Source organism: Nocardiopsis flavescens (assembly GCF_900141985.1).
Lineage (GTDB): Bacteria > Actinomycetota > Actinomycetes > Streptosporangiales > Streptosporangiaceae > Nocardiopsis > Nocardiopsis flavescens.
Genome location: NZ_FQZK01000009.1, coordinates 183,077 through 207,830, shown reverse-complemented (window position 1 = coordinate 207,830; position 24,754 = coordinate 183,077). Strand labels below are relative to the sequence as shown.

At 75.8% G+C, this 24,754-nt stretch carries 25 protein-coding genes; 14 read left to right on the top strand and 11 right to left on the bottom strand.

The window, feature by feature from the left end; all coding sequences use genetic code 11:
- The first annotated feature begins 2 nt into the window (after positions 1-2).
- The 3 genes from BUE45_RS16575 (at position 3) to BUE45_RS16565 (ending at position 3,468) form a co-directional block, all read left to right on the top strand.
- Positions 3-1,910, top strand: a complete 1,908-nt coding sequence (locus tag BUE45_RS16575; RefSeq protein WP_245833290.1) for an ABC transporter ATP-binding protein — start codon at positions 3-5, stop codon at positions 1,908-1,910.
- Positions 1,907-2,380: a S24/S26 family peptidase gene (locus BUE45_RS16570; RefSeq protein WP_218619557.1), complete on the top strand. Its 474-nt coding sequence runs from the start codon at positions 1,907-1,909 to the stop codon at positions 2,378-2,380. Before BUE45_RS16575 ends, BUE45_RS16570 begins: the two co-directional genes overlap by 4 nt.
- Before the next feature lie 449 nt (positions 2,381-2,829).
- Positions 2,830-3,468, top strand: coding sequence for a GPP34 family phosphoprotein (locus tag BUE45_RS16565; protein WP_073380228.1), 639 nt, complete (start codon positions 2,830-2,832; stop codon positions 3,466-3,468).
- Positions 3,469-3,533: 65 nt separating this feature from the next.
- Here the strand turns inward: BUE45_RS16565 and BUE45_RS16560 are convergent, their stop codons facing one another.
- Entirely contained in the window at positions 3,534-4,421 is an 888-nt protein-coding gene (locus BUE45_RS16560; RefSeq protein ID WP_084737389.1) for a PhzF family phenazine biosynthesis protein, read from the bottom strand.
- 124 nt (positions 4,422-4,545) lie between these two features.
- Here BUE45_RS16560 and BUE45_RS33865 point away from each other — a divergent pair, with 124 nt between their 5' ends.
- Positions 4,546-5,007: an Lrp/AsnC family transcriptional regulator gene (locus tag BUE45_RS33865; RefSeq protein WP_073380227.1), complete on the top strand. Its 462-nt coding sequence runs from the start codon at positions 4,546-4,548 to the stop codon at positions 5,005-5,007.
- A gap of 35 nt (positions 5,008-5,042) precedes the next feature.
- Here the strand turns inward: BUE45_RS33865 and BUE45_RS32560 are convergent, their stop codons facing one another.
- Positions 5,043-5,705, bottom strand: a complete 663-nt coding sequence (locus BUE45_RS32560) for a hypothetical protein (RefSeq protein WP_084737388.1) — start codon at positions 5,703-5,705, stop codon at positions 5,043-5,045.
- A 99-nt stretch (positions 5,706-5,804) separates the two neighbouring features.
- On the opposite strand from BUE45_RS32560, the gene BUE45_RS16545 reads away from it, so the two are divergent.
- The 5 genes from BUE45_RS16545 (at position 5,805) to BUE45_RS16525 (ending at position 9,097) form a co-directional block, all read left to right on the top strand.
- The gene (locus tag BUE45_RS16545; protein WP_073380226.1) at positions 5,805-6,545 is read left to right on the top strand and encodes an SDR family NAD(P)-dependent oxidoreductase; all 741 of its coding nucleotides are present in this window, start codon (positions 5,805-5,807) and stop codon (positions 6,543-6,545) included.
- Positions 6,546-6,616: 71 nt separating this feature from the next.
- Positions 6,617-7,180 (top strand): hypothetical protein, encoded by a 564-nt coding sequence (locus BUE45_RS16540; RefSeq protein ID WP_073380225.1) that lies wholly within the window; start codon positions 6,617-6,619, stop codon positions 7,178-7,180.
- Positions 7,177-7,617, top strand: a complete 441-nt coding sequence (locus BUE45_RS16535) for a hypothetical protein (protein WP_073380224.1) — start codon at positions 7,177-7,179, stop codon at positions 7,615-7,617. The genes BUE45_RS16540 and BUE45_RS16535 overlap by 4 nt, the downstream gene beginning before the upstream one ends.
- Before the next feature lie 365 nt (positions 7,618-7,982).
- The gene (locus tag BUE45_RS16530; protein ID WP_073380223.1) at positions 7,983-8,600 is read left to right on the top strand and encodes a hypothetical protein; all 618 of its coding nucleotides are present in this window, start codon (positions 7,983-7,985) and stop codon (positions 8,598-8,600) included.
- Positions 8,597-9,097, top strand: coding sequence for a hypothetical protein (locus tag BUE45_RS16525; RefSeq protein WP_245833287.1), 501 nt, complete (start codon positions 8,597-8,599; stop codon positions 9,095-9,097). Before BUE45_RS16530 ends, BUE45_RS16525 begins: the two co-directional genes overlap by 4 nt.
- A 195-nt stretch (positions 9,098-9,292) precedes the next feature.
- Here BUE45_RS16525 and BUE45_RS33860 read toward each other — a convergent pair whose 3' ends face one another.
- Together BUE45_RS33860 and BUE45_RS16515 are read right to left on the bottom strand one after the other, a co-directional pair.
- The gene (locus BUE45_RS33860) at positions 9,293-9,907 is read right to left on the bottom strand and encodes a TetR/AcrR family transcriptional regulator (protein ID WP_073380222.1); all 615 of its coding nucleotides are present in this window, start codon (positions 9,905-9,907) and stop codon (positions 9,293-9,295) included.
- A gap of 22 nt (positions 9,908-9,929) precedes the next feature.
- Positions 9,930-11,069: an acyltransferase family protein gene (locus BUE45_RS16515; protein WP_178378558.1), complete on the bottom strand. Its 1,140-nt coding sequence runs from the start codon at positions 11,067-11,069 to the stop codon at positions 9,930-9,932.
- Between the two features lie 322 nt (positions 11,070-11,391).
- Here BUE45_RS16515 and BUE45_RS16510 point away from each other — a divergent pair, with 322 nt between their 5' ends.
- On the top strand, positions 11,392-12,156 hold the full coding sequence (locus tag BUE45_RS16510) for a hypothetical protein (protein WP_073380221.1): 765 nt from the start codon (positions 11,392-11,394) through the stop codon (positions 12,154-12,156).
- 232 nt (positions 12,157-12,388) lie between these two features.
- A complete protein-coding gene (locus BUE45_RS16505; RefSeq protein ID WP_073380220.1) occupies positions 12,389-12,568 on the top strand; it encodes a hypothetical protein in 180 nt (59 codons plus the stop codon).
- A gap of 37 nt (positions 12,569-12,605) precedes the next feature.
- Here BUE45_RS16505 and BUE45_RS16500 read toward each other — a convergent pair whose 3' ends face one another.
- Entirely contained in the window at positions 12,606-13,709 is a 1,104-nt protein-coding gene (locus BUE45_RS16500; protein ID WP_073380219.1) for a PQQ-dependent sugar dehydrogenase, read from the bottom strand.
- A gap of 180 nt (positions 13,710-13,889) precedes the next feature.
- On the opposite strand from BUE45_RS16500, the gene BUE45_RS34090 reads away from it, so the two are divergent.
- Entirely contained in the window at positions 13,890-14,681 is a 792-nt protein-coding gene (locus tag BUE45_RS34090; RefSeq protein ID WP_394328517.1) for a DUF3140 domain-containing protein, read from the top strand.
- Between the two features lie 28 nt (positions 14,682-14,709).
- On the opposite strand, the gene BUE45_RS16490 is transcribed toward BUE45_RS34090, so the two are convergent.
- Positions 14,710-15,681, bottom strand: a complete 972-nt coding sequence (locus BUE45_RS16490) for a hypothetical protein (protein ID WP_073380217.1) — start codon at positions 15,679-15,681, stop codon at positions 14,710-14,712.
- A gap of 149 nt (positions 15,682-15,830) precedes the next feature.
- On the opposite strand from BUE45_RS16490, the gene BUE45_RS31875 reads away from it, so the two are divergent.
- A complete protein-coding gene (locus BUE45_RS31875) occupies positions 15,831-16,334 on the top strand; it encodes a hypothetical protein (protein ID WP_073380216.1) in 504 nt (167 codons plus the stop codon).
- A gap of 224 nt (positions 16,335-16,558) precedes the next feature.
- Positions 16,559-16,780, top strand: coding sequence for a hypothetical protein (locus BUE45_RS16480; protein WP_073380215.1), 222 nt, complete (start codon positions 16,559-16,561; stop codon positions 16,778-16,780).
- A gap of 149 nt (positions 16,781-16,929) precedes the next feature.
- Here BUE45_RS16480 and BUE45_RS16475 read toward each other — a convergent pair whose 3' ends face one another.
- The 5 genes from BUE45_RS16475 to BUE45_RS16455 are packed head-to-tail and all read right to left on the bottom strand — an operon-like array spanning position 16,930 to position 24,368.
- A complete protein-coding gene (locus tag BUE45_RS16475; protein ID WP_073380214.1) occupies positions 16,930-18,096 on the bottom strand; it encodes a VWA domain-containing protein in 1,167 nt (388 codons plus the stop codon).
- Entirely contained in the window at positions 18,093-20,417 is a 2,325-nt protein-coding gene (locus tag BUE45_RS16470) for a DUF5682 family protein (protein ID WP_073380213.1), read from the bottom strand. The genes BUE45_RS16475 and BUE45_RS16470 overlap by 4 nt, the downstream gene beginning before the upstream one ends.
- Complete coding sequence (locus BUE45_RS16465; RefSeq protein ID WP_073380212.1) at positions 20,417-21,535, bottom strand: ATP-binding protein; 1,119 nt, start codon at positions 21,533-21,535, stop codon at positions 20,417-20,419. Before BUE45_RS16465 ends, BUE45_RS16470 begins: the two co-directional genes overlap by 1 nt.
- Entirely contained in the window at positions 21,532-23,121 is a 1,590-nt protein-coding gene (locus BUE45_RS16460) for a DUF5691 domain-containing protein (RefSeq protein ID WP_281256352.1), read from the bottom strand. The genes BUE45_RS16465 and BUE45_RS16460 overlap by 4 nt, the downstream gene beginning before the upstream one ends.
- Positions 23,118-24,368: an SWIM zinc finger family protein gene (locus tag BUE45_RS16455; protein ID WP_073380285.1), complete on the bottom strand. Its 1,251-nt coding sequence runs from the start codon at positions 24,366-24,368 to the stop codon at positions 23,118-23,120. Before BUE45_RS16455 ends, BUE45_RS16460 begins: the two co-directional genes overlap by 4 nt.
- Positions 24,369-24,754 lie beyond the last annotated feature (386 nt).

Below are 24,754 nucleotides of genomic sequence, written 5' to 3'. Positions count from 1 at the left end.
CGGTGGGATCCCCCTCCTCCGAGGACCGGATGGGGCCGCGCACCGCGAGCGCGCGGGCCCTGCGCTCGCTCGGAATCGCGTGGCGGGCCGCCCCCTGGTCACTGGTCCTGTACTCCGCCCTCACCGTGGTGGGCGGCCTCCTCCCGGCCGGGGTCGCCCTCGTCACCAAGTGGCTGCTGGACGTCCTGGCGGCGGGTGGGGCCGCCCCGGGGGTGCCCGGCCCGCTGGTGGAGGCGCCGCTGCTGCTCGTGGTGTTCCTCGGCGTGTTCACCCTGGTCACCTCGCTGTCGGACCATATGTCCCTCTACCTGAGTTCGCGGATCAGGCGCGGTGTGTCCCTCCTGGTGCAGCAGCGGCTCTACGGCGCGGTCGACCGGATCCCGGGGCTGCGCCTCTTCGAGGAACCGGCCTTCCTCGACCGGTTGCGGATGGCCCAGACCTCGGCGGCCACCGCGCCGGAGGAGATCCTCGGCTCGCTCTTCGCCTCCGTGCGCGGGGTCCTGACGATCACGGGCCTGCTCGGGATCCTGCTGGGCATCAGCCCCGCGCTCACCGGTGTCACCGTCGCCGCAGCCCTGCCGATGCTGTTCGTGCAGCTCGTCCTCAACCGGGACCGCGCCCGGATGCTGTGGCGGATCAGCCCCCGCATGCGGCGGCAGATGTTCTACCAGACGCTGATGCTGAACCCGGCGGCCATCAAGGAGACCCGCCTGTTCGGGGCCGGCGGGTTCCTCCTGGGCCGGATGCGCGGTGAGCTGGGCCGGGTCAACACCGCCGAGGAGCGCCTGGACCGCAGGGTCATGCTCACCCACGGCCCCCTGGCACTGCTGGGAGCTCTGGTCTCCGTGGGCGGGCTGGTGTGGATGGTGGCCGGGGCGCTCCGCGGCGAGTTCACCCTCGGCGACGTGTCGGCGTTCATCGCCGCGGTCGGCGGGGTGCAGGGGGCCATGGCCGAGGTCGTGATCAGCCTGACCGGCGCCCACCAGGCCCTGCTGCTGATGGGGCACTACGACGACGTGGTCGCCACCCCCTCGGACCTGCCCGTCCCGAGCGAGCCGCACCCCGTCGCACCGCTGCGCGAGGGCATCCGCCTGGAGGACGTGTGGTTCCGCTACACCGACGACGGCCCGTGGGTGCTCAGGGGGGTCACCCTGACCGTCCCCGCCGAGGGCTCCCTGGCCCTGGTGGGTCTCAACGGCGCCGGAAAGAGCACCCTGGTCAAGCTCCTGTGCCGCATGTACGACCCGACCCGGGGGCGGGTGCTCTGGGACGGCGCGGACATCCGCGGGATGGACGTCGCCGAGCTGCGCTCGCGGATGAGCGCGGTCTTCCAGGACTTCATGTCCTACGACCTGCCGGTGCGGGAGAACATCGCGCTCGGCTCCCTGGAGGACCGCGGGGACACCGGCCGGATCCGGGAGGCGGCACGGGCGGCCGGAGCGGCCGGGTTCGTCGAGGAGATGCCCCACGGCTACGACACGATGCTCTCCCGAACCTTCCACCAATCGGAAGAGGACTTCCCGGAGGACGGGGACGAGGACACCGCCACGGGCACGACCCTGTCCGGCGGGCAGTGGCAGAAGCTCGCCATCGCCCGCTCGCTGATGCGCCGCGGACGGGACCTGCTCATCGTGGACGAGCCGACCTCGGGCCTGGATCCGGAGGCCGAACGGGAGGTGCAGGACCGGCTGCGGTCCCTGCGGGAGGGGGCGGCGACCGTGATGATCTCCCACCGGCTGGGCGCCGTGCGCGGGGCGGACCGGATCGTGGTCCTCCAGGAGGGCGTGGTCACCGAGCAGGGCGACCACGACGAGCTGATGCACCGGGGCGGAGAGTACGCCCGGCTGTTCACCCTCCAGGCGGAGGGGTACACCGGCGGGACCTCCCGCGCGGACGGGGTGACGGCGTGATCGGGGTCGCGGGTGCGGTGCTGCTCGCCACCGTTCTCGCGGCGGCGGTGTGGCGGCTGCGCCGCCGCTACGTGGTGGTGACCGTGCAGGGCCGGAGCATGGAACCCACCTACCGGCCCGGGGACCGGGTGCTGGTGCGCCGCGGCCGGTCGCGCGTGGGCGCCGGCGACGTGGTCGTCGTGGGCGAGCCCGACCGGGAGACCGGGTGGCACGGGGCGCTCCCGCTGCGCAGGGGGGTCGCCGGCCGGGGATGGTTCATCAAGCGCGTCGTCGCGACGCCGGGAACCCGTTACCCGGTCGGGGTCGGCCTCGGGGGGACGTGCCCGCCGGGGCACGTGGCCCTGCTGGGGGACAACGTGCTGAGCCTCGACTCACGGGACTACGGCCCCTGCCCCGAGCACCAGATCCTGGGGGTGGTGGCCCGGAAGATGTCCGCCACTTCCCGGGGGCCGGAGGCGGCGGGGGCGTAGGGGACGTGCCGCGATCCCGTTCCCCGTTCGCCGGCGGGCCGCGCGGTCGGGTTGCGGGCGAAGCCGCGGTCTCCCGTGTCCGGGCAGGTCGGCGGGCTGTCGGCGGCGTTCCATCCCCGTCGTCCGCTCCGTGCGGCGAGGCCCCGGGCCGCGAGCGGTGCCCGCGGCCCGGGGGCCTCCTCTGTTTCCGGGCCCCGGACCATGGAACGCGCCCCGCTCCCGGCCGTGCCCTGCCCCTTCCCCCGCGCACCGTGGAGCCGGGGGCGGTGGGCGGGCGGTGGCGCCCGCCCCCGCCGCCCCGCCACGGGCGGCCGCCGCGGGGGCACGGATCGGGCGCGCCCGGCGGGCGGGGACGTCACGGGTGGGGGGTGACGCGGTGCCACTGGTGGCGGGGCGCGGCGGCGGGTGGACTGGGGGCACGCCCCACAGACGATCCGGAGGAAGGCGACATGGACCTGACACTGCCACAGCGGCTCTACCTGCTCAGCTACGACACGGACCGGAACCGCTTCGACCCCGTCAGCTCCGCCTACCGCGGCAGCCTCCTGCGGGCCGCGGCGCTGGCGGAGCTGGCCCACGGGGGGTGGCTGCGCGTCGAGGGCGGCCGGGCGGCGCGCAACGCCGCGCGGCCTCCCGGGGACCGGTTCCTGGCCGACGTGCTGGAGGACCTGTCCCCCCGCCGGCCCACGCACTGGGTCACCGCCGTCTCCGACTGGCACCTGCGGGCGGAGAGGGCGGTGAGCGGGCAGCTCGTCGCGAACGGGACGGCCTCCGTGGACCGCGGCCGGGTGCTGGGGGTGTTCCCCACCCGCAGGTACACCTTCCGCGACACCGGCCGGATCCGCCTGGAGCGCCACCGGACCCGCGACGCCGTCCTCCTGGGCGGCCCCGCGGAGGCGGTCCCCTTCGGGGACATGGCCCTGGCGGTGATCGGTATCGAGGGCGACGTGGAGACCGTGCTCACGGCACGGGAGAGGCGCGGGCACCGGGACGCGGTCAAGGCGCTCCAGCGGCGCTTCGACGCCGAGCTGCCCGGGTTGCGCGAGGCGGTCCTCACCGCCGTCGCCGGGAGCAGGGCCGCCGGCTAGGTGTACCGGCCGGGGAGGTCGGTGACACCCGCCCCGCCCGGCACACACCCCGGGCCGGCCCGGGTTCACAGGTGGAGCGTGCCCTCGGCCACCACGACGCCGGAGCCCGTGATGCGGACGGCGCCACCGCCGACCGTGAGGCCGATCCTGCTCGGGCGCCCCATGGCGCGCCCCTGCTCGACCGTGACCGCCTCCCCCTCCCGCTTGAGGCCGTCGCGGACCAGCACCGCGGCGAGGGGCCCCGCGGCGGTGCCGGTGGCGGGGTCCTCGGCGATGCCGACCGTCGGGTTGAAGAAGCGGGCGTAGGCGTCGACGCCCGGGGGGAGCCCGGCGGTGTCCACCGTGTAGAGGTAGCAGCCCTCCGCGCCGACGTCGGCCAGGAGCCGGCGCAGCCGGGCCGGGTCCGGGTCGGCGAGGTCCACGGCCCGGGCGTCCCGGGCGGGCACGAGGAGGTGGGCCACCCCGGTGGAGGCGACCTCGGGCACGCGGTCGGCGGCGAGGTCGGCCGGGTCCAGGGCCAGGGCCGCCGCCAGGGCGTCGCGGGCGTCGACGGGGCCCGGGAAGCGGGGAGCGGCCTGCTCCATGGCCACCCGCGCCCCGCCCTCGCCGCGGGAGACGATCCGTACGGGGAGCGTGTCGCCGCCGATCTGCTGGACGAAGGCGTCGCGGCCGGGGTCCAGGAGCCCGGACCGGGCCAGCCAGATCCAGGCGCCCATGGCATTGTGCCCGGCGCCCAGGACCTCGGCCCCGCCCGGGGTGAAGGAGCGCAGCCGGTGGTCGGCGCCGGGCAGGTCCGGACGGACCAGGAAGGTCGTCTCGGACTGGTTGAACTCGCGGGCGATCGCCCGCATCCGCTCGTCGGAGAGCCCGTCCGCGTCGGGCACCACGGCGAGCGGGTTGCCCGTCAGCGGCCGTTCCGCGAACACGTCCACCCAGGAGAACCGCACGTCCATGATCCGACTCCTCACCGTCGCCCTGCCCGTGGGAACAATGCTAGGAACGGGCCTGTACGCCGCTGAAGGACACAAGTGCGGTATCGGCCTCGTTCCGCCGCAGAACCTGCGGCACAGTGGACGCGTGACGAACCCTGTCGAACTCGACGCCCTGGACCGCGTCCTCGTGGGAGAACTCCAGCGCGACGCGCGGATCACCCTGACCGAACTGGCCCACCGGGCCCACCTGGGGCTGTCCGCGACGCGGACGCGCGTGCGGCGGCTGGAGGAGAGCGGCGTCCTCGCCGGATACCGGGCGCGCGTCCCGCCCGCGGCAGTCGGGCTGCACCTGCACGCGGTCGTCCGGATGAAGGTGCACGGGGCGCTGTTCGACCAGGTGGACGCGGTCATCGCGGAGGAGCCGCAGATCGTGCGGTGCCTGCGGATCACCGGCGAGTCCTGCTACCACATGGAGGTCCTGGCCCGGGACGTGGCGGACCTCCAGCGGATCACGATGCGCCTCGCCCGCGTCGGCTCCGTCACCACCGACCTCGTGTACGAGACGGTGACCGAACGGGGCACGCCGCTCGGCGGCGCCCCCGGCTGAGGGCCGGGCGCCGGCCGCCCGGCTCCGCGCGGTCCCTAGGACCCGTACCGGAACGGGGGCAGGTCGCGAAAGGCCGGGTCGACCCGGAGGGACCGCGCGAGCACGCCCAGCAGGCGGCGGGCGCGGGAGACCGGGTGGTCCGGGAAGCGGTCGTCCCACACCGGGTCCTCGGCCTGGTTGCGGGGCGTCCCGCCGGTGACGCCCCCGGCGTAGGGGTGCCGGGCCCAGGCCGCCATCGCCTCCTGCACGTCCCCCTGGTGGCGGTCGAGGAAGAGGGGGAACAGGGACGCCTCCCGGATGCCGGTGACCGGCCCCTCGAAGCACTGCACCCGGACCACCGCGCCGCACCGGTCCCTCGGGATCGTGTACGAGCCGATGTAGGCCATCCCCGACTCCCGGCCGGGGTCGCGCCCCTTGACCACCTGGCGCAGGGCGGGCATGCCGTCGAGCAGTACCGTGTCGAGTTCGACCAGCCCCATCCCCGACTCCGCGACGCGGGCGCTCGTCCGGGCCCGCAGGTCGGCCAGGTCCTCCAGGGAGGCGGGCAGGTCGGGGGCGAGGTCGAAGTAGTCGAGGACGACCGCGTCGCCCGCCGGGTCGACCCAGGCGTTCTCCTGGACCCGCCGCAGGGCCGCGGTGTCGAAGGCGAGAGGGGTTCCGGCCAGGCCCGCGGGGCCCCGGGGGGTGTCGGAGTTCATGGCGGCACCCTAGTCCGCCCCTCGGTCATTCCCGCCCGGGGCCCGGTGGAACACTGGTCCCGACGTGCGCGGCCCGCTGCCGTGCGGGGAAGGGGAACCATGACGACGCGACCTCTCACCGTGGTCACCGGCGGGGGGCGGGGCATCGGCGCCGCGACCTGCGCCCGGCTGGCCGCCGACGGGCACGACATCGTCTTCGGCCACGCCTCGGACACCGGGGCGGCGGAGCGGACCGCGGAGCGGGTCCGGGCGGCCGGGGCCCGGTGCGCGGCGGTGCGCATGGACACCTCCTCCGAGGCGGACGTGGAGCGGCTGTTCGACACCGCCGAGTCCCTCGGCCCGGTGACCGGCCTGGTCAACAACGCCGCGGTGACCGGCCCGCTGGGCCGTCTCGCGGACGCCGACACCGCCGTCCTGCGGCGGGTGGTCGACGTCAACGTGTTCGGGTACCTGCTGTGCTGCCGCCGGGCCGCGCGGGACATGGGGGCCCGCGGGGCGGGTGCCGTCGTCAACGTCTCCTCGGCCGCCGCCACCCTGGGCAGCCCGGACGAATACGTGCACTACGCGGCGACCAAGGCCGCGGTGGACGCCATGACGGTCGGTCTGTCCAAGGAGTTGGGGCCGTCCGGAATCAGGGTCAACGCGGTCGCCCCCGGGGTGATCGAGACCGACATGCACGCGGCCATGGGCGACCCCGGCCGCCCCGCCCGGGCGGCGGCGACGATCCCGCTGCGACGTGCGGGTCGACCCGGGGAGATCGCGGACGCGATCGCCTGGCTGCTGTCCCCCGCGGCCTCCTACGCGACCGGGACGGTGCTGCGGGTGGCCGGGGGCAGGTGAGCCGCCCGCGGCCCGCCTGGTTTCACCGGCGCAGGCCGGGGCACCCTTCCCGACGACAGGAGGTTGCCCCCGTGGAGACGACGCCCCTGGTCATCCTCGTCCTGGTCGTGATCCTGGCCGCCGCGGGCGCCGGGATCGCCCTCCGCTCCCCGCTCCTCCCGGCCCGCCGCACGGCCCGGCTCCGGCGGCGCTTCGGCGCGGAGTACGACCACGCCCTGCGGCTGCACGGAGACGCCGGGGCCGCCGAGCGCGACCTCTCCGACCGGCTCTCGCGCCGGTCCGCGCTGCGGACGCGCGCGCTCCCCGACGACCTGCGCGCCGACCACGCGCGCTCGTGGGCGGCGGTCCAGCGGGAGTTCGTCGACGACCCCGGGCACTCGGTGCGCGACGCCCGCGCGGTCGTCGCCGCGATCGCCCTGGACCTGGGCCACCCGCCCGGCGAGGAGTTCGAGCACCTCCTCGGAACGCTCTCGGTGGACCACCCGCGGGAGGTCGCCGAGGTGCGGCGGGTCCGGGAGGGCGGCGCCGAGGGCACCGAGCACCTGCGCGAGCTGCTGGTGGCGTACCGGCGGCTCGTGGACGCCCTGCTGGGCGGGACGGACGCGCACGACGGGGGACCGGAGGCTCAGCGGTGAACCATTCCGAGGCGGGCGGGCGGGTGCGCTGGACCCTGCGCGCGCACGAGGGGGGCGCGCGGACGGCGCGCTCCGCGGCACGGTGGAAGGCGGACGCGGTGGAGAAGGCCGTCGACGGAGCGGCGCCGGCGCGGAGCGCGGGCACGGAACGGGTCTCGGCGGAGGACGGGTGGCTGCCCCGGCCGCGCGGGGTGGACACGGCGTCGGCCCGGGAGCGGCTGAGCGGCGCGGTCACCGGGTTCGTGGACGACCCCGGGGAGGCGGTGCGGGAGGCGGACGCGCTGGCGTCGGAGGTCGCCGACGCGCTGGTCGCCGAGATCGTGTCCCGCCGGGCGGCGCTGCGCGCCGCCTGGGACGAGGACGCCGACACCGAGACACTGCGGCTGGCACTGCGCTCCTACCGCGCCTTCGTGGAGATCCTGATCACGGGAAGGTAACTCCCCCGCTTCGAAAAAAGCCCGCGTGAGCTGGGGTGAAACACGCCTGCCACTCCCTCGGAAGGCCTTTATCCGGCCCGTCGATCACTTTCCGTGAAACTCCTCGATAAGCGCCTGTCATTTCACATCCGCGAAATTGAGGACCGCACCCTGGGCCGCATCCGACCACCGCTCCCCCACCGGTCCCCGCCGTCGGCGAACCCGTCCGGCGGACGACGGAACGGCGTCCGGCGCACCCGGGCCGTGAGATTTTTTTCCCGGCCGCCACGAGGGGAAACGCACTCCTATTCGCCCGCGAAGCCGCACCGATCCGTTTCACGGAAAAGGTCCTGGGCAGGTGATGAAGGCATAGGAGGCGAATCCTCATGGACACGACGACTTTCATCATCATCGGCGCGGCGGTCGTTCTCATCGTCGCCGTCGCCCTGGTCCTGTCCTTCGGGAGCGACAAGGTTCCGATGGGCAACCGGACCCGGCTGCGGAAGCGGTTCGGCGACGAGTACGACCACGTGCTCATGACCAGCGGGGACACCAAGTCCGCGGAGCGCGAGCTGTCCCGGAGGCTGGACCGCCGCAAGGAGGTCCGGGTCCGCAGGCCCACCGACGAGGAGGCCGCCCGGTACCGGCAGGCCTGGATCGACGTCCAGCAGCGGTTCGTGGACGATCCGGCCCGCTCCCTGCGGGACTCCCGGCAGGTCCTGACGGACGCCGCGGTCGCCCTCGGCTACCCGGAGGAGCCCTCCGGGACCGATGACGACGCGTTCGAGCACCGTCTGGCCGACCTGTCCGCCGACCACGGCGACGAGGTCGCCGCCGTGCACCGCACCGTCCGCACCGAGACGAACACGACCGACACCGAGCACCTGCGCGAGGTCCTGGTGGCCCACCGCGCCCTGCTGGAATCCCTGGTGGGCGACATGGGCCTGCGACCGGCGAAGCGGGGTGCCGGCAAGCGCGAGCAGACCCAGGAGGTGGCACGATGAAGCGTTCCGAGGAGACCGCGACCGGAAGGCGCGCCCGCGCCGGCACCGAGACCGGACCGGTTCAGGTCGACGCCGAGGTGCGCGACCCCGTCGACACGACCGCACCGGGGGCGATCCCCGTCCCGTCCGGTCCGCAGGAGCCGGCGTCCGCGCCGGACGCCCCCGAGGGGGCTCCGGGCGCCCGTGAGCGCACCGGCGGCGAGCGCCGCGGACGGCGCACGGGCCGGGGCACGCCGTCCCACACCCTCAAGCGCGACGAGATCCGGGAGCGGCTGAACACCGCCGTCAACGGGTTCGTGGACGACCCCGGCAAGTCCGTCGGCGAGGCCGACGCCCTGGCCGGCGACGTGACCGAGGCGCTCATCGCCCGGATCGAGGCCCGCCGGACGGAGCTGCGCGCCGCTTGGGAGGACGGCGCGGACACCGAGAGGCTCCGCATGGCGCTGCGGGAGTACCGGACGTTCGTGGACGGCGTCCTCGACGGCCGGCTCGGCTAGCGCGCACCCGGCGGCCCCGGCGGTCCGCCGACCGGAGGGCCGGCCCCCGCGGGCCGGCCGTCCGGGGACGCACGGGCCGGGCCCGAACCTGCGGCGCCGGTGGGCGTAGCGGCCCCGGCGCCCGCGGTCCGGGGGAAGGGTGCACGGCCCGGGTGCGGCGCCTCCCGTCCTGAGGCGCCGTCCCCGGGCCGTGCGTCACCCGCGTCCGAGGATCCCCCGGGCGATGAGCCGCTGATTGGCGCCACTGCGCTCGGCGACCACCGGGGGATCGAAGACCGGACGGGGCAGACCGGGGGTCATGACGGGTTCGAGGAGCACCGGCCCCAGGATGAGGAAGAGCACCTGGTAGGGCTCCCACCGGCGGGCCGGCTCCTGGGCCGGCCCCTCGTCGGCGGTGTCCCGGCGGAGCCCGTCGAGGCGGGTCTGCACGCCTTCGAGCAGCCGCGCGAAGAGGGCGGCGCCCGCGTCGCTGCCCTCCAGGAGGGAGCGGCGCAGGTACTCGCGGCGGACGTCGTCGGTGCCGAAGAGTCCGGCGGCGGCACCGCCGAACGCGGCGAGGAGTCCTCCGGGGCCGGCCGTGTCGGCCTCCGCCATCAGGGAGTCGAAGACGTCCAGGACGTCCTCGTCCACGGCCGCGCGCAGCCCCTCCTTGGAGCCGAAGTGGTGGCGGACCAGGGCGTGGGACACCCCGGCCCGCGCCGCGACGGCCCGCAGGGAGGTGCCCGCGAAGCCGTTCCGGGCGAACAGGGCCAGGGCCGCCAGGCGGATCCGCGCCCGCGCCGTGAGGTCGGCGTCGTTGCCGTGGGTCATGGTCGCCCACCTTATCGGGCCGTCACAGGAAGCGCCGCAGCACGGGTGTCCGGGCCAGTAGCCAGGCCAGGGCCAGGCTCGCGGCGGTCCCCGGGGCCGCGACGAGGAGGAACGCGGGCCAGGGGTCCAGCCCCAGGGTCGCGTACTGGAGGGCGACCACCACCGGCACGTGGACCAGGTAGACGGTGAACCCCAGGGCCGCCGCCCCCGCGACCCACCGCGACGGGCGGTCCGCCACCCGGCGGAACAGCACGAGCAGCCCGATCGAGAGCGACACGCACATCACCGTCTCCACCCCGGACCACACCAGGGAGCCCGCGGTCGCTCCGCCGGGGGCGTACAGCGCCTCCAGCCGCGGCCCGAACGCCAGGTGGGCGGCGGCGAGGACGCCTCCGACCGCGAGCCAGGCGTATCCGGCGCGGTCGGAGAACGTCGTGAGCCAGCCGCGGCGGTAGGCGGCGGTCCCGGCCCAGAAGAACGAGGCCTGGAGGGCGAGGTCGGCCGGCTCCGTCTGGATGAACTCCAGCAGGGGGATCCACGTGTCGACCGGGTAGGGGACGCGCAGCAGGAAGGTGGCCGCCGCCACCGCCGCGGTGAAGCCCAGGATCGCGACCGTCCCGGGCGGCCCTGCGGGAGCGGCCGGCCGGGGGCGGCCGAACCGGTCGGCGGCCCACCGCCAGCCGGCGTAGAGGAGCGCGTACACCAGCAGGTGCTGGAGGAACCACAGGTGCGCGAACTGGCGGTCGGGCCAGATGGGCCCGGTCCAGCCCGCCGGCTCCTCCCCCGCTCCGAGGTAGACGTCGGTGTAGTAGGCGAGCGGCCCCAGCGGCGGGTGGTCCCGGAAGTTCTGGTGGTAGGCGTACATCACGACCGGCACGACCACGAAGAAGCCCACGAGGACGAGCGGCAGGAAGCGCCGGAACCGCCGCCCCAGGAAGCGCGCCCCGCCCAGGCGGTCGTGGGCCGCGGGGACGAAGTAGGCGGAGACGAACAGGAAGAGGCTCATCAGGAACGTGCCGCCCACCCGGGCGGCCTCCGCGAGCAGGTCCGATCCGCCCTCCCGCTCGACGTACCACCAGTCCGCGGGGCCGTAGGGCTGTGCCGCGTGCAGGACCACGACGAGGACGACGAGGAAGAGCTTGAGGGCGTCGAGGTGGTGCATGCGCCCCGCGGATGTGCTCGCGGGAGATTTTCCAGTTGGATTGTTTACTGTCCACATGGACAGCACTCTAGGGCGGCGCCCGTCCACGGCACAGGGGGGCGGCGCGATCTCAGGGTGGAACCGGGGTTCTCCCCCACCGGGACGCGGTCCCCCGCGTCCCGGTGGGACATCGTTCCCCCTCGCGTCACTCGCGGCGATACACGATGTGCCGGGCCGGTCCGCGAGTTGTAGCATCGTGGCCGGATCTTCCCTGTCCGCGTCCCCGCCGTGCCGGAGAAGGCCGTGGGACAGGGGCTTGCGGCAGATACGGGAGCGGAGTTTCATGGACGTCGAAGAGACCCAGGTCATGAGCCGAACGGGCGAATTCACCACCACCCTGAGCTGGCAGGACTCCGTGCGCAGCCGGGTCGCCGCGGCCCTCGACCGCTTCGCCGGGCCGGTGGCCGAGCTGGCCGAGCGGGACGCCAACGACGGGGACACGCGCCTGCTCGTGGCCGACTTCTTCAGCGTCGGCCTCAACTTCAGCAAGTACCACGACCTCACCACCGAGTACCGGACCAGCGGCGACTCCAACGACTACGCGATCATGCTGGACGGAAAGCTGTTCGCCCCGGTGGAGGTGCGCGGGATCGGCCAGGACCTGGACCTGCGCAACATCCAGATGGCCCGCCGCCTGGCCGCCCAGGAGGGCGCGGAGTGGGTCTTCCTGACCAACGGGCGCGTGTGGCGGGTCTACCACCTGCGGCCGGAGGGCTCGGGGGTGCGCCCGGTCGTGGTGGTCGACGCCGACCTCACCGACCCGGACTCCTACCACCGCAACCTGGACCAGCTGTTCCACATCACCCGCGAGGCGGTCGTGCACGGGCGGCTGGACGCGCTGCGCCGGTGGCGCGAGGCGGTCGAGGCCGCACCGCTCTCCGGCCTGGTCACCGAGGACTCCGTGGTGGCCGCGGTGCTGAACGAGCTGCGCGAGAGCACCGGGCACCCGGGGCACTCCGGGGACGCCGAGGAGGTGCGCCGCGTCCTGGCCGACCAGGTGGTGACGCGCGGCCTGGCCTCGGCCGCCCCGGCCGAACCGGAGGAGTGAGCCGGGTGCCGGGGCCGCGCCCGGGTCCGCGGACCCGCCGCCGCCCGGGCGGGCCCGGGGGCGGGACCGGTCGGCCCGACCCCACGGGCACCCCCGCCCCCTGCTCACGGAACTGACCGAGGCCCGTCCCGAGGCCCTCGGCGTCCTGGGCCCGCCGGCCGAGGCGGCGCGGCAACACCCTGCGCCGGTCCGGTCCGGCGGCGGCCGCCGGGCCCACCGGGGGCACGCGGGCGTGCTCCTGCTGCCGGCCGTGGCCGGGGACTCCGATTCGCCCTACCGGGACGTCGTGGCGGGACTCACCGCCCTGGGCCGGACGGTGCGCGGCAGCGACCTGCTGGGCACCCTGCGCCCGACCCCGCGGGGGATCCTCCTGGCCCGCGCCGCCCTGGGCGCGCCCGTCGGCCGGCCGTGAGGATGTGCGGTGGCCTCCCCGGCCTCCCGGCGGGCGCTCACCCCAGGGGCACCCGGAACAGCCGGTCGTCGTCCTCGGCCGGATCGCCCCGGCCGTCGCGGTTGCTGGTGGACAGCCACAGGGCGTCGCCCTCGGAGGAGGCCACCACCGTGCGCAGACGCCCGTACTCCCCCTCGAAGTGCGCCGCGGGCTCCCCGACGCCGCCGTCCCCGGTGAGCGGCACCTCCCACAGCCGGGCGCCGCGCAGGGAGGCCACCCACAGGGAGCCGTCCGCCACCGCGGCCCCGCTCGGCGAGGCCTCGTCGGTGGACCAGGTGACCAGCGGGTCGACGTACTCCTCCCCGCCTCCCTCCCCCTCCACGTCGGGCCAGCCGTAGTTGCCCCCGGACTCGATGAGGTTGACCTCGTCCCACCGGTCCTGGCCGAACTCCGTGGCGTACAGCCGCCCGTCCCCGTCCCAGGCCAGTCCCTGGACGTTGCGGTGCCCGTAGCTGTAGGTGCGGTTGCCGAACGGGTTGCCCTCGGCGGGCTCGCCCTCGGTGGTGATCCGCAGGATCTTGCCGCCCAGCGAGTCCCGGTCCTGGGACAGCGACGGGTCCCCGGCGTCTCCGGTGCCCGCGTACAGGAAGCCGTCGGGGCCGAACGCGATCCGGCCGCCGTTGTGGTTGCCCGCCGCGGGGATGCCGTCGAGCAGCGTCTCCTGCCCGGTCAGCCCCTCCTCGGGGTCGTACTCCAGGCGGGCGATCCGGTTGTCGGAGTCGGAGGTGAAGTACACGTAGACATAGGGCTCGTTGGGGTAGGCGGGGTCGACGGCCAGGCCCAGCAGGCCGCCCTCGCCGCCGGAGGACACGCCGTCCACGGTGCCCGCCGCCTCGGCGGTGCCGTCGCCGGCCACCCGGACCACCTCGCCGGAGTCGCGCTCGGCCACCAGCAGCGAGCCGTCCGGCAGGGGGGCGATCCCCCAGGGGACCTCCAGGCCCGTCGCGTGGACGCCGGGCTCCCCCACCGCGCCCCCGTCCGCCTCCGGGGCGCTCTCGGCCCGCGGGCTCCCGCCTCCCCCCTCTCCCGCGGCGCCGCACGCGGTCGCCAGGGTCACCGCCGCCGCTGCCGCCGCCGCTCCCGTGCGCACTGTGGGTCTCATGACCGCCCCCTACCCACCGGTGACCGTCCGACCCCCCGCGGCGCAGGTGTGAACCCGCCGATCGCGGTCAGGGGAAGGGCACGAGCAGATCGGAGGGGCACGATGGGCAGGTGCGCGCACCGGCCCCCGCGGCGCCCGTGGGTGAGGGGCGCCGTCCGGGGAGCGGTGGGATCGATGGCGATGACCGGTATGCGACAGGCCACCGTGGGCCTGGGCCTCGTCGAGCGCACGCCGCCCGACGAGATCCTGCGGCAGGGCGTGCCCCCGGTCCTGGAAGCCTTCCCCGAGAACCGCCGGACCGCGGTCATCGAGCTGGCCCACTGGTCGTACGGCACGGTGGCCGGCCTGGCCTTCTCCCTCCTCCCGCGGCGGCTGCGCGCCTCACGGCTCGCCGGCCCCGTCTACGGCGTCCTCGCCTGGGGGGCCTTCGAGGCCGTGCTCGCCCCCGCTCTGGGCCTGGGGCACGCGCGCCGGGAGAGCGCCGGGGAGCGGTGGGCCCTGCTCGCCGACCACGTGGTCTTCGGGTTCATCATCGGGGCGCCCCCGGAGACGGCCGTGGCCGGGGACCCCGCGCGGGGAGAGCACGACGACAGAGGGGGAACGATGGCCGAGCACGACGACCGCGCCGACGCGGTCTGGAACGCATTCCACACGGCGGTGAACATGACGGGCGAGGAACTGCGGGAGTGGCTGCTCACCGACGCCTCGGGCGAGGAGGCCTTCGAGCGGCCCGGGCCCGGCCTGGGGGTGTCGGCGCGCGGCGAGGAGGTGGTGGCCGTGCTCCGCAAGCGGCGCACGGACCTCACCGGCTCCGACGTCGACCTCATGGAGCAGGTCGCGGACCACGTTAACCGCCTCCTGGCGGAGCCGCGGCGGGAGGACGCCGGGTGGCGCCGGTCCCTGATGTCGGTGGGGCACGACCCGCTGCGCCCGGACTCGGCCCGGCCCGACGAGGAGAACCTGGGGGGCTGACCCGCCCGGAGCCGTGAGCCCGGCCGGGTCACAGCCCCCAGAGGCAGACGGCGGTGCGGTCGGCGTCGTGGCCGTCCGCGCGAAAGTCCAGCTGCCGGCCGAACTCCATCCGGCCGGGCACCCGGCCCGCGCCCCACTGGGCGGCGAGGCGGTCGGCGGTCTCCGCGTCCGCCATGGGGCCGGACAGCCCCTCGCCGCACAGGAGCAGGGCCTCGCCCGGGGCGATGGGGCGGCCGTTGACGTGCACCCCGTCGGGGGCGGCGGGCAGGGTGGCGGGCAGCGGCTCCCACGCTCCCCCGCGCAGCAGCCGGGCGGACGCGGCGTCGGTCCCGAACAGCAGGCAGTCGGTGGTCTCCCCCGCCGGGGACAGGCGCAGCAGTGCGGCGGTCAGGGATCCCGGCGGCCCCTCCTGCACCGCACGGCCCAGGAGTTGCGCGCACAGGCCGCGGAAGTGCCCCGGGTCCCGGCGCGGGGCGCCGAGCTCGGGCAGCCGGTCGGCGACACCGCGGCGCAGCAGGCGGCGCGCCCGGTCGGCGTCGCGCACCGACGGGAAGCCGCAGGCCGTGACCGCCAGCACGAACCCCTCCAGGGGGTACAGCCCGAAGGACTCCTGCCGGGGCAGCCCCGCCGCGCGGTTGCGGTCGCCGCGCAGGGAGACCGCGCGCAGCGCCAGGCCCGGGTGGTCGGCCTCGTCGATGACCGTGTCCGCGACGGCGCGGGCCGGCAGCCCCGCCGCGCGGACGGGCAGGCCGGTCTCGCGCGCGGCGGCCTCGCCGTCCGCGCCCAGCAGGTCGCCGCCGATCTCGCCGACCGTGGGCAGCCCCAGCTCGTCCCGGAGCAGGACGGTCGTCTCCGTGGCGTCCGGCGAGGGCGGCGCGGCCCGCGGCGGGAACCGCCGCACGCCGCTGACGGTGTCGCCGCCGTCGTCCAGGAGGTCGTTGACCTCCTCCGACCCCTCGTCGTCCCCGGACAGCAGGTCGCCCCGGTGCGTTCCGTCCATCAGGCTCCTCCCCTCGGTCGCCCCCACCGTGTGGGACTCCCGGGGGCGGCCGGGGGTTCCCCGGGGCCGCGACCGTTTCGGGCCGGTGTGCCGGGGCACCGCCGCGGCGGCCGCATCGAGGGCCGCGCGCCCCGGGGCATGATGGGGGGATGCGCACTCCCCCCATCGCCGTGCAGCGCGTCGCCGTGTGGTGGACCGAGGAGGGCCGCGGCGCCCGGTCCGCGGATGTGCGGCGCGGGCTGCCCGACGCCTTCCCGCTCCCCGGCCTCCCCGATCCGGGTCCCGGGACCCCGGTCCTGCTGCACGACGTGGACCTGCGGGAGGAGAACGCGTACGTCCCGCAGGAGACCGTGCGGTACGCCGCCCTGACCGGGGTCCCCTGGTGCCTGCGCCTGCGCGAGCACGGCGGGCTGCTGACCGTGGCCAGGTCCGCCCCCGACGGGTGGGAGGCCTTCCCCCGGCGCTGGCCCCGCACCCTGTTCACCCTGCGCTCCGGGGAGGTCGGCCGCTACCGGGCGAACTTCCGGTTCACGGTGGGCCGGGACGCCGGGCGGCTGTACGGCGACTGGACCCTGCGCGTGGGGCACGGCGCCTGGCACACCGGCGCCCCCGCCGCGGACGTGGACGACCGCACCCGGCTCTACGGCGGCTGAACCGGGCGGGCCGGCGGACCGGCCCCCTTCCTCCGGGTGAGACCGCCGGTGCGGCGGTACGTCCTGGTATATTCGCTCCGCCCCTCCCGAAAACGCTGTGAGGTGCGCCGACGCGACCGGGAGGATGCGCGATGGGTTACCCGCCCCCTGGACGAGGAGCCGGACACGGCCGTCCCCCGGCAGCGGCGCCCGCGGAGAGGACCGCCGCGGTCATCGCGCTGACGGTGTCGATCCTGAGTGTCCTGTTCTGCCTGCTGGTGATCAACATCGTCGGGGTGGTCCTGGCCGGGATCGCCCTGGGCAGCTCGGACGACCCCGCGAAGATGCGGCGCTACACCCGGTACTCCTGGATCTCCACCGCCGTCTGCTTCGTGGTCGCCGTGCTGGGGTTCCTCGGGTTCTTCCTGTTCCTGGACCACATCCGGTTCGGCTACGGCACCGGCTGACGCGCGGGGCGGCGGCGGGCGCCGCGCCCCCGGGCTGCGGGAGGGCGGGCGGAGACCGCCACAGCCCCGCCCGCCCGGATCGAGTATTCCCGGCGGCCCCACCGGTGAACAGCCCGCGAGGCCGCCCGGATCCCCTGGGGCGCCCCGCCTCAGGCGTCCTTCTGCTTGTCCACCCAGGCGGTGAGCGGCTGCCCCTGGATGGCCGCGGCCATCAGCTCCGGGAACACGTCCGGGGTGCAGGCGAAGGCCGGGACGCCCATCTCCGCCAGCGCGGACGCGTTCTCCCTGTCGTAGAACGGCGCGCCCTCGTCGGACAGTGCCAGCAGCACCACCACCTGGACCCCGGCCGCCTGCATCGACGCGATCCGGCGCAGCATCTCCGCCCGGACACCGCCCTCGTACAGGTCGCTGATCAGCACGAAGATCGAGTCGTCGGGCCGTTCGATCAGCCCCTGGCAGTAGGCGATCGCCTTGTTGATGTGCGTGCCGCCGCCCAGCTGGGTGCCGAACAGCACCTCCACCGGGTCCGTGAGCTGCTCGGTGAGGTCCACCACCGCGGTGTCGAACACGACCAGCGAGGTGCGCAGCGTCTTCATCGACGCCAGCACCGCCCCGAACACGCTCGCGTACACCACCGACGAGGCCATGGACCCGCTCTGGTCGATGGCCAGCACGACGTCCTTGTGCACGCCCTGGTTGCGCCGCCCGTACCCGACGAGGGTCTGCGGCACGATCGTGTTGTGCTCGGGCAGGTAGTGGGCGAGGTTGCGGCGGATGGTCGCGTTCCAGTCGATGTCGGAAACGCGGCGCGGCCGGTGGGTGCGGACGGAGCGGTCGATGGCGCCCTGCACCAGCGAGCGCGTCTTCTGCGCCACCCTGCGCTCCAGGTCCTCGACGACCTTGCGGACCAGGGAGCGGGCCGACTCGCGGGCCTTGTCGGGCATGACCCTGTTGAGGGACAGCAGGGTGCCGACGAGGTGGACGTCGGGCTCGACGGCCTCCATCATCTCGGGTTCCAGGAGGAGCTGGTGCAGGCCCAGCCGCTCCATGGCGTCCTTCTGCATCACCTGGACGACGGTGGAGGGGAAGTACTCGCGGATGTCGCCGAGCCAGCGGGCCACGCGCGGCGCGGAGCCGCCCAGCCCCGCGGACCGGCCGCCGCCCCCGCGCCCCGCGTCGCCCCGGTTGTAGAGCGCCTCCAGGGCGGCGTCCATGCCCTGGTCGGCCCCGCTCAGGCCGGAGCCGCAGGGGGCCTCCCGGCCCAGCACCAGCCGCCAGCGGCGCTCGCGCTCGTCCTTGGTGTCCGCGGCGTTCACGATGCGCGCTTCCTTCCGTCGGTGAGGATGGCCAGGGCGGTGGCCAGGGCGGGGGCCGCCCGTTCGACGTCCACGGGGACCCGCGTGCGGACGGCGGCCCGGGTGCCGCCCAGGCGGCCGGCCGCCTCGCCGATCTCGCGGCGCTCGGAGGCGTCGAACGCCCCGAAGGTGCGGCGCAGCAGCGGCAGGACCGCGGAGAACCGCTCCTCGGGCAGGCCGAGCAGCCAGGAGTCGATGAGGCCGAGCATCCGGTCGTCGTGGACCAGCACGAGTCCGCTGCCCTGGAGGAACCCCTCCAGCCAGGCCGCCGCGGCGGCGGGCTCGGTGCCCTGCGACATGGCCAGCCCCAGGCGGCGGCGCAGCTCCTCGGCGTCGATGTGGCCGGCGTCGGAGAGCATCCGGTTGAGGCGGCCCGAGATCCTGCCGGGCAGGGTCTCCCGCCGGGCCAGGGCGGCCAGGGCCGCCTCCCACTCGGCGAGCGCCTCGCCGCCGAGCAGGGTGGCGGCGGAGTGCGTGTGGTCGATGTGGGTGACGAACCGGGCGGCGGCGTCGTCGTCGAGGCCGTGCACCGCGGGGGGCAGGCCCACGCAGACCCGGCGCAGGATCTGCTCGGCGACGGCGCGCAGGTGCGCGGCGTCGGTGCCGCGCACGTCGCCGTAGCGGGCGGAGCGGGCCAGCGGGGGCAGCGCGCCCATCAGGTGGGTGACGTCGCCGTCGGTGGCGGCCCGGTCGGTGAGCAGGGTCAGCACGCCGGGCAGGGCGTCGGCCAGGTCCGCCAGCAGGCACTGCTCGGTGAGGGCGGTGAGCCCGGGCAGGTCGGCCTCGGCGGCGCGCTCGGCGGCCCGGGCGGAGGCCGCCCCGGCCACGGTGGTGCCCCACCGGCTGGCCTCGATGAGCGCCACGTCCAGCTCGGGTTCCCAGCGGACGCGCCAGGACTCCCGGAAGGTGCCCTTGCCGGCCGGGGTGTCCCGCGGGTCCCCCCAGGCCACGTCGAGCATCCGGAGCCGGTGCAGCAGGACGCTGCGCTCGCGGTGGCCCTCCTTGCGCAGGTCGAGGTCGAGGTCGCGGTCGAACGGCTCCGCCTTGATCCGCAGCCGCTTCTGGGCGGCGATGACGTCGCGCTGGAGCGGGACCATGGGCGTGGTGGGCGGTACCGACCCCATGCGCTCGCCGACCGCCATGGTGCGGTGCACCAGGGCGGCGCGGGCGGGCTCGCCCTCGCACAGGACGGCGGTGAGCGCCTCGGACACCTCGTCGAGTCCGGCGAGGGGGCGGCCGCGCAGCACGGCGAGGCTCTCGGCCAGCCGCACGCCCTCGATGACGTGCGAGGAGGACACGTGGTGGCCCTCCTCGCGGAGCAGACGGGCGGCGTCGGTGAGCCATCGGTGGACCGGCAGGTCGGGGGCCGTGTACAGGTGGTGGTACCAGCCGGGGGCGGTGACCCCGGCGCCGTAGCCGCTGTCGGAGGCGAGGCGGCCGTGGGTCCAGGGGACCCAGGTGGCGCTGACCTTGGCCTTGGGCAGGCCCTTGAGGAGCGCCGTGTCGGCGGCGGCGGGGAAGTCGGCGACGCCGCGCAGGGCGGGCGCGTGCCAGGCCCCGCAGACCACGGCGACCCGCTCGTGCCCCTGCTTGAGGGTGGCCCGCAGCACCTGGCGCATGTACGCCTCGCGCCGGGCGCCGCGCTCGTCCTCGGGCCCGCTCTCCTCCCGGACGGCGGCCATGGCGTCGGCGATGGCGGGGAACGGCGAGGGCTCGCCCTCGCCCCGCTGCTCCACGACGTCGTCCCACCAGCGCTCGGCGTCGTCGTAGCCGGCGGCCTCGGCGAGCACGCCCAGGGGGTCCAGGCGCAGCCGGTCGCGGCCCACCGACTCGGGGTCCTCGGTGGCCCCCTCCTCCGTGTCGGCTTCGGGCCCGTCGGCGGGCTCGGCGCCGTCCGGCTCCCCGGTCCCCCCGGCCCGCGCCATCCGCTCGGCCAGGGTGTGCGCTGCGGGCAGGTCGCAGAACCGGACCGGGACGCCGTGCTCGGCGGCGTAGCGCAGCGCCTCCCACTCCGGGGAGAAGGCCGCGAACGGCCAGAACGCCCAGCCCGCGGCGGACGCGGCGGCGTCGCCCCTGGGCGGGTCCGCCAGGTGCACCAGCAGCGCCACCGGCGGCTCCAGCTCCCCCACCAGCGGGATCAGCGCGTCGGCCTCCGGCGGCCCCTCGATGAGGACCGCGTCCGGCTTGATGTCGGCCAGTGCCGCCCGGACCGCGCGGGCCGACCCCGGCCCGTGGTGCCGCACGCCCAGGACGTGCAGCCCGCTCGTGTCCAGTCGTGCCATCAGGCGCCCACCTCGCGGCAGGCGCGGTAGAACTCGCCCCAACCCTCGCGGCCGCGGACGACGGTCTCCAGGTACTCGCGCCAGACGACGCCGTCGGACACCCGGTCCTGGACCACGGCGCCCTGGATGCCGGCGGCGACGTCGGCGGGGCGCAGGACCCCGTCCCCGAAGTGGGCCGCCAGCGCGATCCCGCTGGTGAGCACCGAGATCGCCTCGGCGGTGCTCAGCGTCCCCGTGGGCGACTTGACCTTGGTGCCGTTGTCCTCGGTGACGCCGGACCGCAGCTCGCGGAACACGGTGACCACCCGGCGGATCTCGTCCAGCCCGGCCGGGACCTCGGGCAGCTCCAGCGACCGGCCCAGCTGCTCCACCCGCTGGGTGACGATGCGGACCTCGTCCTCGGCGCTGTCGGGCACCGGCAGCACCACCGTGTTGAACCGGCGGCGCAGCGCGCTGGACAGGTCGTTGACGCCGCGGTCGCGGTCGTTGGCGGTGGCGATGATGTTGAAGCCGCGCTGGGCCTGGACCTCGATGCCCAGCTCGGGCACCGGCAGCGCCTTCTCCGACAGCACGGTGATGAGGCCGTCCTGCACGTCGGAGGGCATGCGGGTGAGCTCTTCGATGCGGCCGATGGAGCCGCGCGCCATGGCGGTCATGACGGGGCTGGGGACCAGCGCCTCCCGGGAGGGGCCCTCCGCGAGCAGCCGGGCGTAGTTCCAGCCGTACCGGACGGCGTCCTCGGAGGTGCCCGCGGTGCCCTGGACCAGGAGGGTGGAGTCGCCGGAGACCGCGGCGGTCAGGTGCTCCGAGAGCCAGGTCTTGGCGGTGCCGGGAACGCCGATCAGCAGCAGCGCGCGGTCGGTGGCCAGGGTCGCCACGGCGACCTCGACGACGCGGCGGGCGCCGATGTACTTGGGGGTGATCTCGGTGCCGTCGTCCAGGGTGGCGCCCAGGAGGTACTGCGTCACCGCCCAGGGGGAGAGCCGCCAGCCCGGGGGGCGCCGGCGGTCGTCCGCCTTGGCCAGCGCCTCCAGCTCGGTGGCGTAGGTCTGCTCCGCGTGGGGGCGCAGCGCCTGGGCGGCGTCGGTGGAGAGAGAGGGGGCGGAGGAGGTGGTCACGCGAGCTCCTTGTGCATGTCGAGGCGGAAGCGGAGGGTGCCGAGCAGGCTCCGGTAGGCGGAGTCGCCGGTGCCGTCGGGGCCGCCGACGGCTGCCAGGGACGGGGTCTCCTGCGGCAGTTCGTGGACGAGTTCGGGGGGTGTGCGCTCGGCGAGGAGGTCGCACACGGACCGGTAGCCGCCGTGGTCGCGGTCCCAGCCCTTGCCGCCGAGGCGGTCGGCGACGCGGTGCGCGAGGCTCGCCGTCCACGGTCCGGGGACCGCGTGGAGCAGCGACCGCACGTCGCGGGTGTTGGTGCGGGGGCCGAAGGAGCGCTCCGCCAGGGAGCAGCGCTCCCGGGCGGGCAGGACCCGCAGCAGCGGTTCGAGCTGGAGGGGGCGGCGGCTGCGGGCCGCGCTGAGCATGCGGTCGGTCACCTTGCCCTCCAGCATGCCGAGGGCCGCACGGGCCCACTCCCCGTCCTCCTGGACGCCGATGGCGTTGATCAGGGCGTCGTGCAGCTCCTCGTCGTCGGAGCGGGAGACCCGCTCCAGGACTCCGGCGGGGTCGGTGCCCAGCAGGCCGGTCCACACGTCGAGCGGGGCGCGGGTGACGAGCGTCCACAGGTACTCGGCGCGCTCGCGGCGGCCGACCGCGCCGGAGGGCCGGGCCAGGGCGAGGTCGCGCAGCAGGCCGGCCTCGTCGGCGCCGACGGGGGTGACGACGACGGTGTCCTCGGGTCCGGGGCGGGCGTGGGCCCGCACGTGGTCGCGCAGCCGGTCGGCGTGGGCGCAGCGGGGCAGCCGGGTGAGCAGGGACAGCGCCAGGCCGCGCACGTTGGCGCCCTTGTCGTCGAGGGCGGTCTCCAGCAGTCCGGCGTCGTCGGGGCCCAGGCCGGTCCCCATCGCCTCCAGGAGGCGGCGGCGCAGTTCGGCCTTGCGCAGGTCGGGCCAGACGGAGGCGAGGAGTTCGCGTCCCCGGGCGGGGTCGGCGGCGCGCAGCGCGCCGAGCATGCGGCGGCGCTCGCCCTCGGTGCCGTACAGCCACGCCTGCTCGTCGAACACGTCCTCGGGGGCGGACTCGGCGAGCAGGTACGACCAGTCGGGGTCGAACCCGGCCAGCCAGAGGCCGCGCGCACCGGCCGCGGCGGCGACCGCGGGGCGCAGGGAGCTGTCGTGCGCGCCGCGGTCCAGCAGGGCGGGCAGGTGCTCGGCGGGGACGCGCAGCCCCGCGGCGGCGGCCAGCTCCAGCCACTCCGGCAGCAGCCCCGACCGGTCGGCCAGGACCGCCTCCAGCCGCCGCGCGGCCGGGCCCCCCGCCTCGGGCCGGTCGGCCTCGGGGGCGGGGGAGACGGGTGCCGCGCGCGCGGGCGTGTACCCGGCGAGGCGGCGGACGGTGGCCAGGGCCGCCCGGTCGAGCAGGGCGGCGGCGCCCCCGGTCTCGGCGGTGGCGGGCAGGTCGGGGGTGTCGGGAACGGCGCGGCGGGCGGTGCCCACGAGCGCGGCGGAGACGAGGAGGTCCCAGGAGTCGGGGCCCTGTGCCGGGCCGCGGCCCGGCTCCGGGTCGCCGGGGGCGGTGCGCCCGGCGTCCGGGGAGGAGGTGGTCACAGGGGGATCGCCTTTCCGGTCCGGTCCCATACGGCGATGGGGGTGAGTCCTTCGTGGGGGTTCCACTCGGCGGCGACCGTGGCGGGGTGTCCGCCGGTGACCGCGAGCAGGCGCCGGGGGGCGGCGGTGGCCAGGGGCAGGGCGTCGCCGGCGCTGTCGGCCAGGTACCAGCGGTCGTCCCGGGCCGGGACGACGCCGGCCAGGACCAGCGGCCAGGTGTCCCGCCAGGGGTCCTCGGCGAGGACGGCGGCGTAGGAGTCGAGCGCCGCGGCCACCGCGGTGCCCCGCGGGACCGTGCCGGGCCGCTCGGCGCCCGCGTCCGGGACGACCCGGTGGCCGTCGGGGTAGAAGGACAGCTCGGCCTCGACGGCGGTGCCCAGCCGGTAGGGGGTGGTGGGCGCCTGCTCGGCGCGGCCGAAGCTGAGGGCCAGGGCGGTACGGCCGGTCTCGGTGCCGCGCAGCCACACGCGCAGTCCGGTCATGTCGTCCTCGGCCCCGGGGACGGTGCGCCGGCCCAGCACCGCCCAGACGTCCGCGACGCGCTCGCCGGCGGTCCGCACCTCCTCGGCCTTGAGGGTGATGCCGACGCGGGAGCGGACCGCGCCGCGGGTGCGCTCGCCCAGGGCGTCGCCGGCCCGGTAGCCGTCGATGAGCAGGTGGACCATGCCCAGGTGCTCCAGCACGCGCTCGGGCCAGTTCTCCTGCCGGGCCACGGCCGGCAGCCGCGAGACCAGGCCGGAGACGCCGCGCGCCTTGGCGTCGGTGAGGCGCTTGGCCATCCGGTCCCAGTGGTCGTAGCCCATCTTGGGGACCTCGGCGAGCCCGGCGTCGACCTGGTCGTGCAGCCACAGGCGCAGTTCGGCGAGCCCGGCGTCGACGGCCTCCTCCCGGGCGCGCAGGGTGGCGGCGGCCTTGGCCGGGTCGGCGGGGGCGGCGCCGGCGGGGTCCGCGGCGCGCGCCTGCCGGGCGGCCCGGCCGTCCAGCCAGGAGCCCACCCAGGAGGGCTTGTCCTCGCGGTCGCCGACCTCGCCCTGCGCCCACAGGGCGAGCAGCCCCAGGATGTGCTTGCAGGGGATCTTGCGGCTGGGGCAGCTGCACTTGTAGGCCGGGCCGGTGCCGCCGTCCAGGTGGACGGCGGCCAGGTAGGGCTTGGAGCCGCTGCCCTGGCACTCGCCCCACACGGCGGAGGCGCCCCCTGCGGGCGCGGCGACCGCCCCCCGCTGGGGCCACGACGCCGCTTTGGCCACCTTGACGGCGGCTTTGCGGGACGCGGCGTCCGGGGCGACGGCCCATACGTCGTCGATACTCCATCGGTCGCTCACAACAAGAACACTACGGGGCGACACCGACAAAACGAGCCGCCCGAGAACGCCCCGGAGAGGGTACACCGGATTGTCGCCGCGGCGTGCCATGCTGCACCCGGCGCAGCCCCCCGGCGACCTTTCATGCCATTGATGCGAAAGGTCTTTTTCGTCATATTCCATGCCTTCGGACAAAGAATGCCCCGCCCTGGCGGACGCATTTCTCCGAAGTCATTGAAAAAGTCCGCCCGGGGCTCTTAGAATTCACGCTCAGGCCGTCGGCCGCCCCTCCCCGCCATCGGAACGCCCCGCGCTCCGGCACCGCCCGCGTT

What these genes read in the sequence shown, in the direction of transcription:
- BUE45_RS16565 (WP_073380228.1), top strand. Translation starts at nt 2,830, where the DNA reads ATGGACCTGACACTGCCACAGCGGCTCTACCTGCTCAGCTACGACACG.
- BUE45_RS16560 (WP_084737389.1), bottom strand. Translation starts at nt 4,421, where the DNA reads ATGGACGTGCGGTTCTCCTGGGTGGACGTGTTCGCGGAACGGCCGCTG.
- BUE45_RS32560 (WP_084737388.1), bottom strand. Translation starts at nt 5,705, where the DNA reads ATGAACTCCGACACCCCCCGGGGCCCCGCGGGCCTGGCCGGAACCCCT.
- BUE45_RS16545 (WP_073380226.1), top strand. Translation starts at nt 5,805, where the DNA reads ATGACGACGCGACCTCTCACCGTGGTCACCGGCGGGGGGCGGGGCATC.
- BUE45_RS16530 (WP_073380223.1), top strand. Translation starts at nt 7,983, where the DNA reads ATGGACACGACGACTTTCATCATCATCGGCGCGGCGGTCGTTCTCATC.
- BUE45_RS16525 (WP_245833287.1), top strand. Translation starts at nt 8,597, where the DNA reads ATGAAGCGTTCCGAGGAGACCGCGACCGGAAGGCGCGCCCGCGCCGGC.
- BUE45_RS33860 (WP_073380222.1), bottom strand. Translation starts at nt 9,907, where the DNA reads ATGACCCACGGCAACGACGCCGACCTCACGGCGCGGGCGCGGATCCGC.
- BUE45_RS16515 (WP_178378558.1), bottom strand. Translation starts at nt 11,069, where the DNA reads ATGCACCACCTCGACGCCCTCAAGCTCTTCCTCGTCGTCCTCGTCGTG.
- BUE45_RS16510 (WP_073380221.1), top strand. Translation starts at nt 11,392, where the DNA reads ATGGACGTCGAAGAGACCCAGGTCATGAGCCGAACGGGCGAATTCACC.
- BUE45_RS16500 (WP_073380219.1), bottom strand. Translation starts at nt 13,709, where the DNA reads ATGAGACCCACAGTGCGCACGGGAGCGGCGGCGGCAGCGGCGGCGGTG.
- BUE45_RS34090 (WP_394328517.1), top strand. Translation starts at nt 13,890, where the DNA reads ATGACCGGTATGCGACAGGCCACCGTGGGCCTGGGCCTCGTCGAGCGC.
- BUE45_RS16490 (WP_073380217.1), bottom strand. Translation starts at nt 15,681, where the DNA reads ATGGACGGAACGCACCGGGGCGACCTGCTGTCCGGGGACGACGAGGGG.
- BUE45_RS31875 (WP_073380216.1), top strand. Translation starts at nt 15,831, where the DNA reads ATGCGCACTCCCCCCATCGCCGTGCAGCGCGTCGCCGTGTGGTGGACC.
- BUE45_RS16470 (WP_073380213.1), bottom strand. Translation starts at nt 20,417, where the DNA reads ATGGCACGACTGGACACGAGCGGGCTGCACGTCCTGGGCGTGCGGCAC.